General features: G+C 39.0%; 11 protein-coding genes and 1 pseudogene. 6 read left to right on the forward strand and 6 right to left on the reverse strand.

Features of this window, described 5'->3' with window-relative positions; translation table 11 throughout:
* The 5 genes and pseudogenes from K8S13_RS16550 to K8S13_RS16570 form a co-directional block, all read left to right on the forward strand.
* A pseudogene (locus K8S13_RS16550) lies at nt 1-195 on the forward strand (L-glutamine--2-deoxy-scyllo-inosose aminotransferase KanB); the annotation flags it as partial.
* Between the two features lie 3 nt (nt 196-198).
* Nucleotides 199-1266: an iron-containing alcohol dehydrogenase family protein gene (locus tag K8S13_RS16555; RefSeq protein WP_291464195.1), complete on the forward strand. Its 1068-nt coding sequence runs from the start codon at nt 199-201 to the stop codon at nt 1264-1266.
* A gap of 11 nt (nt 1267-1277) precedes the next feature.
* Nucleotides 1278-2006 carry a 3-deoxy-manno-octulosonate cytidylyltransferase gene (gene kdsB, locus K8S13_RS16560; protein ID WP_291464197.1) on the forward strand — a complete coding sequence of 243 codons (729 nt, stop codon included), beginning with the start codon at nt 1278-1280 and terminating at the stop codon, nt 2004-2006.
* Nucleotides 2007-2021: 15 nt separating this feature from the next.
* Complete coding sequence (locus K8S13_RS16565) at nt 2022-3182, forward strand: glycosyltransferase family 4 protein (RefSeq protein ID WP_291464199.1); 1161 nt, start codon at nt 2022-2024, stop codon at nt 3180-3182.
* 48 nt (nt 3183-3230) lie between these two features.
* Nucleotides 3231-3947 (forward strand): class I SAM-dependent methyltransferase, encoded by a 717-nt coding sequence (locus K8S13_RS16570; protein ID WP_291464201.1) that lies wholly within the window; start codon nt 3231-3233, stop codon nt 3945-3947.
* Nucleotides 3948-3961: 14 nt separating this feature from the next.
* On the opposite strand, the gene K8S13_RS16575 is transcribed toward K8S13_RS16570, so the two are convergent.
* The 4 genes from K8S13_RS16575 to K8S13_RS16590 form a co-directional block, all read right to left on the reverse strand.
* A complete protein-coding gene (locus K8S13_RS16575; RefSeq protein WP_291464203.1) occupies nt 3962-4840 on the reverse strand; it encodes an FkbM family methyltransferase in 879 nt (292 codons plus the stop codon).
* 36 nt (nt 4841-4876) lie between these two features.
* Nucleotides 4877-6094 carry an O-antigen ligase family protein gene (locus K8S13_RS16580; protein WP_291464204.1) on the reverse strand — a complete coding sequence of 406 codons (1218 nt, stop codon included), beginning with the start codon at nt 6092-6094 and terminating at the stop codon, nt 4877-4879.
* Nucleotides 6095-6160: 66 nt separating this feature from the next.
* A complete protein-coding gene (gene wecB, locus K8S13_RS16585) occupies nt 6161-7309 on the reverse strand; it encodes a non-hydrolyzing UDP-N-acetylglucosamine 2-epimerase (RefSeq protein ID WP_291464205.1) in 1149 nt (382 codons plus the stop codon).
* Nucleotides 7306-8400 carry a glycosyltransferase family 4 protein gene (locus tag K8S13_RS16590; protein WP_291464207.1) on the reverse strand — a complete coding sequence of 365 codons (1095 nt, stop codon included), beginning with the start codon at nt 8398-8400 and terminating at the stop codon, nt 7306-7308. Before K8S13_RS16590 ends, wecB begins: the two co-directional genes overlap by 4 nt.
* 344 nt (nt 8401-8744) lie before the next feature.
* Between K8S13_RS16590 and K8S13_RS16595 the strand changes: the two genes are divergently transcribed.
* Nucleotides 8745-9539: a glycosyltransferase family 2 protein gene (locus K8S13_RS16595; protein ID WP_291464209.1), complete on the forward strand. Its 795-nt coding sequence runs from the start codon at nt 8745-8747 to the stop codon at nt 9537-9539.
* A 71-nt stretch (nt 9540-9610) separates the two neighbouring features.
* Here the strand turns inward: K8S13_RS16595 and K8S13_RS16600 are convergent, their stop codons facing one another.
* Both K8S13_RS16600 and K8S13_RS16605 read right to left on the reverse strand, forming a co-directional pair.
* Complete coding sequence (locus K8S13_RS16600; RefSeq protein WP_291464211.1) at nt 9611-10759, reverse strand: glycosyltransferase family 4 protein; 1149 nt, start codon at nt 10757-10759, stop codon at nt 9611-9613.
* Nucleotides 10735-10975, reverse strand: a 241-nt coding sequence (locus tag K8S13_RS16605; protein WP_291464213.1) for an ELM1/GtrOC1 family putative glycosyltransferase, incomplete at its 5' end; no start/stop codon positions are given. The genes K8S13_RS16600 and K8S13_RS16605, both read right to left, overlap by 25 nt.

Raw genomic sequence — 10975 nt, forward strand, 5'->3', positions numbered from 1 at the left:
CACTTAAAAGAAATGAAACGCTCTGCAAAACTTGCCTTTGAGCTGGCAGACAATCTGCCGGATTATAAAAACCTTGTTTTAGAAGAATCTGACAATATCATGAAAAGAACCCTGTCCATGCAGATCATGCTGTCATGGACAAAAGAAGATATTGAAAACAGAATTTTGGCCATAATGAAATCTTTTAAAGGATAAAAAATGTTTAGAAACTTTAAGCTGGTTCCCAATATTATCTTTGGAAGGGGCTGTTTTGCACAGCTTGATGATATTATAGAACTACAACGTAATAATGAAGACGCATGGGTTGTGTTTGTCACTGATGATGTGTTTAAAGGCAACACTTTGGAAAAAAGAATTCCCCTGCATGATAATGACATGCTTTTATGGGTCAACGTGGATGATGAACCTAAAACAGGATATGTTGATGAGCTGACCCTTAAAGTAAAAGCGGCCCGTTCAACACTTCCCTGTGCCATTATCGGCATTGGCGGCGGCAGCAGTATGGATCTTGCTAAATCCATATCCCTGATGCTGACCAATGAGGGGTCTTCCACCCTTTACCAGGGTTGGGACCTGATTAAGAACCCTGCTGTCTGCCACATGGCAGTTCCCACCCTTTCGGGAACCGGTGCGGAGGTATCCAGAACAGCCGTGCTGACCGGGCCTGAAAAAAAACTTGGTCTTAACTCCGATTATACTGTTTTTGATCAGGTGGTTCTTGATCCCGAGCTGATTTTTGATGTTCCAAAGGACCAGCACTTTTATACCGGCATGGACTGCTATATTCACTGTATCGAATCCCTTGAAGGAACATTTCTGAATGAATTTTCCAAAGCCTATGGAGAAAAGGCCCTTGATCTTTGCCGGCAGGTTTTCCTGGACGATCATCCGGATAGGGACGACAAACTTATGATGGCCTCATTTTTCGGCGGCATGAGCATTGCCTATTCCCAGGTAGGGGCCTGTCATGCACTATCATACGGGCTTTCCTATGTACTGGGTACCCATCACGGGATCGGCTGCTGCATTGTCTTTGATTATCTGGATGAATTCTATCCTGAAGGTGTCAAAGAGTTTCGAACCATGATGGAGAAATGGAATATTAAGCTGCCGCGGGATCTTGTGAAAAATCTTAAACAAGACCAGATTGAAAAAATGATCACTGTTGCCTTGGGCCTTGATCCTTTATGGGAAAACTGTCTTGGCAAAGACTGGAAAAATATCATGACAAGGGATAAGGCAAGAGCCTTATTCCTGAAAATGTAAAAGAGATCCCCATGACGATTGCTGTAATACCATCCAGATACGGATCAAGCAGATTTGAAGGAAAACCTTTGGCCCTTGTTGCCGGAAAATCAATGATACAACGGGTATATGAACAGGCCCAAAAATCCCGGGCGGTTACAAAAACCATTGTAGCCACCGATGACCAACGGATATTTGATGCGGTTGAAGCATTTGGCGGCCATGCCGTTATGACCTCGGATGACTGTCGTTCCGGAACTGACCGGGTGGCCCAGACGGCTGATATATTGACCCTTGAGCCCGATGATATTATCGTCAATATCCAGGGAGATCAGCCTGTGTTTAATCCCTTGACCATTGATGAAATGATTTCACCCTTTGGTGATGATCCTGACCTTGTCATGTCCACCCTTGCATTCAAGATAAAAGATGAAAGGGAAATAACCGATCCAAAGGATGTAAAGGTCACTTTTGATCATAAAGGATTTGCCATGTATTTTTCAAGAGCGCAGATTCCCTATCCAAGGGACAGGGAAACAAAGGCTGATTTTTACAAGCACCTTGGATTTTATGCCTACAAAAAAAGCTTTCTGGACAAGCTGGTTGCACTTCCTACGGGAACATGCGAACATGTTGAAAAACTGGAGCAATTAAGGGTATTGGAATTCGGCTATAAGATCAAAGTGGTGATCACTGGATATGACTCTCCTGAGATTGATCTGCCCGAAGATATCAAAAGGATTGAAGCAAAACTTCTTTAAAATCAACCTGAAAAAATGATATCTCTTTATAAAATACTTCATACCACCTGCCATACCCGGTGGGGGAGCCTTGAAAAAAGGATTTTCAATGAATCTGTCTGGATGGAAAAAAAAGGACACAAGATTATCATTGTGGCTCCTAAAGATACCCATTTGTTCTTGAAAGCAAAGAAACACGGATTTAAAGTCTATGGGATTGAATTTAATAAACTTTCAATAATAAAGGATTACAAGTTATTAAAAAGTACTTTTTACAATGAAAAACCCGATATCATCAATACTCACGGAAACAAAGATTCCAGGCTGGCCCTTTTTGCAGCAGAAAAAACCCGCATTCCCTTAAGGATTCTTTCAAGGCATAACAACGCCCATGTGAGGAACTCCTGGTATAATCGAAGGGTATATAAAAAGCTTTGTCATTATATTTTCACAACCACGGATTATACCACAAAACATCTTCAAAAAGTATTTAAGCTCAAACCCATGCAGATATTTTCCATACCGAACGGAATTACTGAGCCTGGCCATCTTCTGGAAAAAGCCAAAGCAAGAAAGGCACTTGCCCAAGAGCTTGGCCTTGATCCCGGAACCAAATTCATTGGATTTGTGGGAAGGGTATCACAAGATAAGGGAATTTCAACCCTTCTTGAGGCATTTAAAAAGATTAAACACAAACTTTTGGGTTATCATCTTGCCATTGCAGGTGAAGGAACCAATGAATATATAAATTCTCTTAAAAGCCTGGCCAGAAATCTGCAAATCGAAACCCAGATTCATTTTACCGGGTTTAAAAAAGATGTATGGCCCTTTTATCGCGCACTTGCCTGCAAGGTCCTGCCATCATCCTTAGATATTAAAGGTGTCCCGTTTGAAGAGACTCCCCAGGCTCTCATAGAAGCCATGATTTGTGAATGCCCGGTTATCGGATCTAAAAATGACGGCATTGTTGATATCATTGACCATGAAAAGACCGGCCTGCTGTTTAAAACAAACGATTCCTCCGACCTTGCCGATAAAATTTTACAGACCTTACAATATGAAGGTATCACTAAAGAACGTATTAAAACAGCCCGTGACCTTGTAAAAAAACACCACACTATTGATGCAATGGGCAGAGATATCATCAGGATTTATAGGCTTCACCAGATAAAGATGGAAAAACAATACCTTTTTTAGACGAATCTATCTTCCCATTAACAACTTACAAAGGATAATTTAATTTCCATGAATTGCTATTATTGTAAAAAAGAACAATATGATGTAATCGGAACAAAAAATAATTGTACAATTGTCCAATGCAAATCGTGCGGTTTTTATTATATGACCCCATACCCCACTGAAGAACAATTGAAAAAGGTGTATGATATTTATGATGGGAATAAGAAAAATTTAGAAAATATTAATTGGAAGGTAAAGCGTTTTAAAAGAAAGCTCTGGCTTTTGACAAAATTCATGAAAGGAAAAGATTTTCTTGATATTGGATGCAATATCGGCTTTGGTGCTGAAGCCGCAAAAAGCTATGGTTTAACTGCAACAGGGATTGATTTAAGCCCGGATGCAATACATCATGCCAAACGGTTATTTCCTGATAATAGCTATTACAATATGACTTCCGGAGAACTTGCCGAACAAGGTAAAAAGTTTGACTTAATCTTATGCTGTGAGGTAATAGAGCATTTAACAGATGTCCACAATTTTATGGCATCAATCAAACAATTACTCAAGAAAGACGGAGTGTTATATTTGACCACACCAGATGCCGGACACTTTCGGGTCCCCAAAAATTTCATGGAATGGAAGGAAGTTCAACCTCCAGAACACATAGGTTTTTTTAATAAAAAATTGATAAAAAATCTTTTTGATGATTACCAACTTAAAATATTGTTTTTCCACCCAATGTTCAAACCAAACCTTCGGGTTTTTGCAAGGAATATAAGCTAAAAGCTGAGCTGTCACTAAGTTTTCGGTTCAAGTATATGGCCTATTTTTTCTTGTGGAAAGGCGATAATTTCATTGCTGTCCAAGGAATGCATAGTGGTGAGCTGTCTAAGTTTATACCGACCATTTTTCTTATTTTTTGTTGAAAAGATATAAAAAGAGTATTGATCCGGGAACAAAGATGTCATATTCTCAAAAGTTTCCAACGAGTCTTTAGTGGCAGGCGAGGACTCGAATATTACCACCGGCCGGTTGGTCTCCAACGTCTGGCGGAGTCCTTTTATTACCTGGCGCTCATGTCCTTCTACATCAATTTTTATCAGACCGATACCGGAAATGTCATGTTCAGATATCTCTTCATCGCCAATGACAACCGCTAAAGGAATGATAGTTTGCTTGTTGTCTGCACAATATTCTTTCTCAAATGATCCTGTCCCAAGGTTTGATACGCTTGGGCTATAAAAGGGGATAATCTCTTTTGTACAACTTAAACCCTTTGGATGAACAATGACATTTTTTATCCGGTTCAGAGTTATTTTCTTTTTTAATGCTTCTCTTACCGGCTCATAGGGCTCGAAGGCATGGACGATTGGCGCATATTTGGACATGAAAAGTGAATGATTGCCTATATTTGCCCCAACATCCAGGAAAACGGTTTCTGTTTTCGGCAGGGAGACGACAACATCCCTCATGAAGAACAACATGAATTTCTCATACGCGCCCCGCAACAAAACTTGATAGTCAATATAATTGCTTGTCGTGCCCGGCCATCTGAGACCAAAGAAATCTGTTTCAAAGGTGTGCCCTTTATTAAAATCCGGTGAAATTATTTTGATTAAAAATTCACGAATACTTCGGTGGATATATTTTTTTTTGCATATCCACTCCGCAATCATATTTTTCCTTATTTGCATATTGCTACCGCCCAATCTTTAGATTTCTTGTTGATTAACTGAAACTGCTGTCAGGATCATGAAATAGGCAAAAACAGTCTGATATTGTGATCCAAATATATTCCAGCCGGTCAATCCAATAACAATAAAAACGATGGGCCAGGTAATGAGTCCAATACGCCATCCTGAAACATTTTTTTGGAACGCCATCCGAATAATATTGATAAAAAGCCAACAGAAGCTACAAAAACCAAGGATTCCAGTGCAGGCAAGCAATTGAAGGAAAAGGCTGTGAGCATGTGCTGCTTCGGGTGATCGGACCATAAAACCATCTGATGCCACATAAGGACTTACCGAGCCGGATGCAACTATTTCTTTGTAAGAATCCTGCCATGCAGAAACCGAAACTCCTGTAATAGGATGATCGAGCCACATAACCCATGCCACCTTCCAGATGCTGATCCTGTCATAAAAACTTTTAAAGTCCCACTGGGGCCCGAATTTAATAAAAATTCCTATGAACAGTCCCATTAAAAGAATAATAAAAAATGTCCAAATTCGAGTAATTTTAGTAAATATAAAATACGTCATAAATGACAGAATGCCTGCAATACTTGCAATCTGAACGGTTCGAATGGGCACATGGAAAATTTGTATCATTGCCATTATTCCTACAAGGGCTGTTGCAATTCTCATCTTATAAGTCAAACGGAAATCCAAAAAAGACCAGGCAAGAAAAAAGGGACCGATATAGGCGGCAAGACTTGCTACTCGACCCGCTTCTTTTAATTTACTTGTATACCGGATAAGAGGTTTACCAAAGACATCATGCCCAATGGCATAAGCAAGAATAATGTTAAACAAGCTCCACAGGACTCCGGCAGCAAGGCCGATGAGAAGAGGAGTGATTATGGAGCGTCTTTTTGAAATATCCAATAAGGCTGAAAAATATAGAAAATATCGGATGAAAACAATATCATGAGCCCAACCCTTGCTTCCTGGTCCATTCCAGGCAAGACTGATAATTATACTCCCATACCAGAACAGCCATGGCAGAATCAGCGGATGCTTCAAAAGGCCCGGCCATGGATTTTCTTTTGCAATGATTGAACGAATTATCCAGCATATACCGGCCAAAGCGACCATGGATTCAAAACCGGCATTTCCAATGATAATACCCACAGGAACCATCGCACCCACAACTATACAAAAACTATCCAGGCGAAATGCCCATTTCAAACGATTACTTGTTAACATACAATTACTCTGTATACCGTTTTCAAATTATTCTTCATTAATGCTCTTTGTTGTATTGTTAAAAAGCTAAAGATGACTTTTAAGAAAATCAACAATTCTTGTCGTTGCCCTTCCATCTCCATATGGATTATAACAAGTTGCCATTTCTTGATATTTTTCTTTATTATTAATAAGAATCTCCATGTGTTGAAAAATTTTTTCCTTATCCGTTCCCACGAGGATTACCGTACCGGCTTCAACAGCTTCAGGCCGTTCCGTTTCTTTGCGCATCACCAAGGTTGGTTTTCCAAGAGATGGGGCTTCTTCCTGAATCCCGCCACTATCCGTCAGGATGAAATAGGAACGGCTCATTAAATAAACAAAAATTTCATACCCTAGCGGTTCAATACAATAGACATTCGAAATGTTTGACAATATTTTATTGACCGGTTTTCGGACATTTGGGTTTAGATGAACGGGATAAACGATATCAATTTCAGGATGCCGAGAAGCAATTTCTCTAAGGGCCTCACAAATATTTAAGAAACCGGTTCCAAAATTTTCCCGTCGGTGGCCGGTAACAAGAATTAATCTACGATCGTTATCCAGATTTTTTATAGGATAGCCCATATCTTCAATCTGACGCTTGATCCTTTTTTCCAGCACCTTATCTGATTTTATTTTATTAACTGCCATCATCAACGCATCAATTACAGTATTGCCGGTGACAATTATATTTTCTTCAATGACATTTTCCCGCATAAGATTTTTTTTATTTAAAAGCGTAGGAGCAAAATGATATTTTGCAATTTTTGTTGTGCATTGTCTGTTTATTTCTTCGGGATAAGGGGCATAAATATTATTTGTGCGTAACCCGGCTTCAACATGCCCTACATCAATTTGCTGGTAGAAGGCTGCCAAAGAGGCTGCCAATGTGGTGGTCGTGTCACCATGGACCAATAATAGGTCTGGAGTAAAATCATTTATTACCGATTTCAATCCCTGTAAGACCGCAGTAGTTATATCATATAAATCCTGATACCTGGTCATAATATCTAAGTCATAGTCAGGGTTTATATCAAATATTTTTAAAATTTGATCTAGAATTTCTCTATGCTGAGCTGTAACACAAACACGGAGTTCAAAGATAGATGGATTGCACTTCAATTGTTTAACTAAAGGCGCCATTTTAATGGCTTCAGGTCTGGTTCCAAATACTAATAAAATTTTTTTCATATTATTTTATTATACAGCGTTACTGTTTGAGATGCAATCTGTGACCAGGCGAATTGAGTTTTCACTCTGTGCCGGGATATTTCTCCGAAAGGTTGTAAATCACTTGCTGTCAATTGATCTATTTTCTCTGCCAGATCCTTACTATCTGCAGGGCGGCACAGGTATCCATTCTTACCATCCTTTATTAATTCAGGGATACCTCCAACTCTGGTACCCACCAGTGGCAATCCCACCGACATCGCTTCTAAACCGCTGATACTAGTTGCTTCCATCAGGGATGGTAAAATTGAAAAATCAGCACAACTATAATATGGAATAATTTGGTCATGTGATTTGCTCCCAAGCATAAAAAATCGATTTTTAAAATTACGATTTAATAAATTTTCGATAGAAGTACGTTCCGGACCGTCCCCTATTATCAGTAACTTTAATCTTGAATTTTTTATATACGGTGCAGCTTCGGCAAGGTGTATCACACCATTTTTTTTTACCAGACGACGAGTCAGAATACCGATAATATCATGATCGGACACTCCTAATTGCTGGCGTATGATTCTTCGATCCTTTGGATTATAAATATATTTTTGATCATCTACACCGTTGGGAATATAATGTTTAAGGGCATTGATTGAAAAGGGTATTTCTAATAATTCCCTGCTGGGTGCGAGAAAAAGATCTGGTTTTTTAAAACTTCTTTTTATCAGCGCCATTCGACGCAGTCCACCTTTACGAATGCGTTTTAAATAACCGGAAGTATGGTTAGTATATACCATTGGAATATTTTTCACTTTATAACCTTCCAATGGGGCCATACCATGCAAATGAATGATATCCGGTTTGATTTCCGGGAGTAACTCATGAATATAGCGGTTCAATTGCCAGCCGTAAAGAGGAGCGATCCATCTTAATTTTAAGCTGTAGACCTTGATTTTTTCAATTTCAAACCGATCTGTTTTTTGCGATGAAAGCTTACGAGTAATAATGGAAACAGAATGTCCATGATTATAGATAGCTTTGGCAAGTTCAAAGACATGGGCCGAGATACCCCCGACTGTTGGTGGAAAATCAAGTGATATCATCAAAATATTCATAAATGATCCTTATTGCTCATAAAGGTCAATTGTTCATCAATGTTTGTTGATTTTATAAAAATTAAATTTTACCATGACATAGTAATTCCTTTTGCGTGTAATAATTAAGAATTTAATTAGATAATCAGCATTGCTCAAAAAGTCAATTTTTTTAAACAAAAAATATCAAATTATATGAAGTATACCATAGAATACGGATTTTTTTTCAATAATAATGTTGCTGCTCTCATATTTTTTGAACGTCATTATGTAGTTGACGTTGGAATATGTTTCAGGGTAAATTAATTACCAAGAACTTTGGGCTCTCCAATTTTAAAAAAATGGGGGGATAAATAAGGAAAACTATGAAAATACCTCTTTCAGTATTTATAATTGCAAAAAACGAAGAAAAACGAATCTTCAAAACTATTGATGCAGTAAAAAATTTTGCGGATGAGATAATAGTAGTTGAAGACGGAAGTACGGATAATACAGTAGAAACTGCAGAAAAGGCAGGCGCAAAAGTCGTGCATAACAAATGGAAAGGTTATGGGCCCCAGAAAAAATTTGGCGAAAATTTATGTAAAAACAAGTGGGTATTAAGTATTGATGCGGACGAAGAAGTTACATCGGAATTGGCAGATGAGATAATAGAGCTTTTTACAAAAAAAAATTCCGATAAACACTGTGAATTCAGTGGATATAAAATAAAAATAACAAATACATTATGGTATGAAAAAAGACCGAACAGATTTGCCGGCTATATAAATCGGATAAGATTATACGACAAAAGTAAAGCCGGTTTCAAAAACAGCACGGTTCATGATTGTGTAATCATAAAAGACGTAGCAGAGAACAGCAGGGAAGAACAAAAGCGGACAAAACAATTGAAAAATATAATAATACACAGGCCGATCATTTCGATTGAACAAAAAATATCGAAGATTAATTTTTATTCAACACTGCAAGCGGAAAACGCAATATTAAAAAGAAAAAAGTCCTCTACCTTAAAAATAACATTCGGCTTTACAGCCATATTTTTCAAATATTATATTTTGAAACGATATTTTATATACGGAATCGACGGGATAGCTTTGAGCATGATAGATGCATTCGCACAATTTTTAAAGTATTATAAAATAAAAGAGTTGAATAGATAATCGTTTTAAAGTTTCTTTACTTGCTTCTTACCACATGGATATGTGGGAGCCGAGATATCCTTTTTTTGTGGTTATGACTGCTTGCGAGGTGCTGCCACTAAATCTTCATACAGCATGAGAGTTCTCTCGCACATAAGTTGGGTTGTAAAATTTTTACCGACCCATACCTTTGCCTGCCGACCCATACTTTGCCTTTTTTCCTGATCAGCAACAGCCTCAGCCAGAACTTTTGCAAAAGCATCAATATCCGTATGAGGAAAAAGCCAGCCGGTTTCCCCAGGGATTATGGTTTCAAGGCTTCCGCCAAGAGCTGTTGCCACAACAGGAACACCCATGGCCTGGGACTCAACAGCCACCCTGCCAAATGATTCGGGATGGATTGAAGCACTTACCATTATATCGGAGAGCATAAACGCTGCCGGCATGTCATTGCAATGTCCCGCAAAAACAACCCGGCCTTCAAGGCCCCTTTTCAAAGTCTCCTTTTTTAACAGAACTGCATACTCTGGTTTTTCGTTTTCATCACCCACGAAGATGGCAGTCCATGAAAGATGTTTTATCTTTTCAAGTGCAGACAAAAAGAGCATATGCCCCTTTAATTTGGTAAACCGACCAGGGAGCATCATGAACGGGCTTTTTTTATTTACAAGACTCCATTTTTTCTTAAGGTCAGAGACCTGCTTTGGATTCACAAGTCCGGGATCAAAACGGGAAGCATCAAAGCCGCGGTTAATAGTTTTTACACGGTCTCCAAAAACACCATATTTTTCCCTGATATGATCTTTGATAGGTCTTGAAACGGCAATGACTCTTTCACCCTTTGTCATAACTGCAGAATAGGGATTAATTGAATAAAATCCATGAAAAGTAGTAACAATGCGGGGCTGTATTTTTTTGTTTATGGTTTTTGCTGCCGGCAGTCCCACCCATGCGGGAACTCTGGAACGAAGGTGTAAAATATCCACCTTTTCCTGGACAAAAAGTCTTCTCAATCTTGGAATACAGAAAAAAGATCTGGGGGTTTTATATCCAACCGGCAGGGTTATATGTTTTGAACCGTTTTGAACAAGCTCGTCAACCATGGGTCCGCCATTTGAAACAACAATGGAACGATGACCTTTTTTAACAAGGAACGCCCCTATCTCCAGGGTACCTCTTTCAACGCCCCCGGTGATTAATTCCGGCAGCATTTGTACTATTGTAAGCGTTCCGGCCACCATCTCCTTAAAATCTCCACAGCACAGCGGGAAGCTTCATTCAAACCCGCATGATCCGGCCATGCACCAGTTCTTTTCCATGCCTCAAAGGACACTATTTTATTGTTTTTTTCCAAAAGTCCAATGGCTCGGGCAAGCTTGCTTTTCCTATTTTTCCATTCCACAGACAAAACCCCGACACGGCAGCCTGCACTAAGGGCCTCGTAAACCATGGAAACA

It is taken from the genome of Desulfobacula sp., assembly GCF_021107415.1.

What these genes read in the sequence shown, in the direction of transcription:
- K8S13_RS16580 (WP_291464204.1), bottom strand. Translation starts at nt 6,094, where the DNA reads ATGTTAACAAGTAATCGTTTGAAATGGGCATTTCGCCTGGATAGTTTT.
- K8S13_RS16565 (WP_291464199.1), top strand. Translation starts at nt 2,022, where the DNA reads ATGATATCTCTTTATAAAATACTTCATACCACCTGCCATACCCGGTGG.
- K8S13_RS16555 (WP_291464195.1), top strand. Translation starts at nt 199, where the DNA reads ATGTTTAGAAACTTTAAGCTGGTTCCCAATATTATCTTTGGAAGGGGC.
- K8S13_RS16590 (WP_291464207.1), bottom strand. Translation starts at nt 8,400, where the DNA reads ATGAATATTTTGATGATATCACTTGATTTTCCACCAACAGTCGGGGGT.
- K8S13_RS16570 (WP_291464201.1), top strand. Translation starts at nt 3,231, where the DNA reads ATGAATTGCTATTATTGTAAAAAAGAACAATATGATGTAATCGGAACA.
- K8S13_RS16575 (WP_291464203.1), bottom strand. Translation starts at nt 4,840, where the DNA reads ATGATTGCGGAGTGGATATGCAAAAAAAAATATATCCACCGAAGTATT.
- kdsB (WP_291464197.1), top strand. Translation starts at nt 1,278, where the DNA reads ATGACGATTGCTGTAATACCATCCAGATACGGATCAAGCAGATTTGAA.
- K8S13_RS16600 (WP_291464211.1), bottom strand. Translation starts at nt 10,759, where the DNA reads ATGGTGGCCGGAACGCTTACAATAGTACAAATGCTGCCGGAATTAATC.
- K8S13_RS16595 (WP_291464209.1), top strand. Translation starts at nt 8,745, where the DNA reads ATGAAAATACCTCTTTCAGTATTTATAATTGCAAAAAACGAAGAAAAA.
- wecB (WP_291464205.1), bottom strand. Translation starts at nt 7,309, where the DNA reads ATGAAAAAAATTTTATTAGTATTTGGAACCAGACCTGAAGCCATTAAA.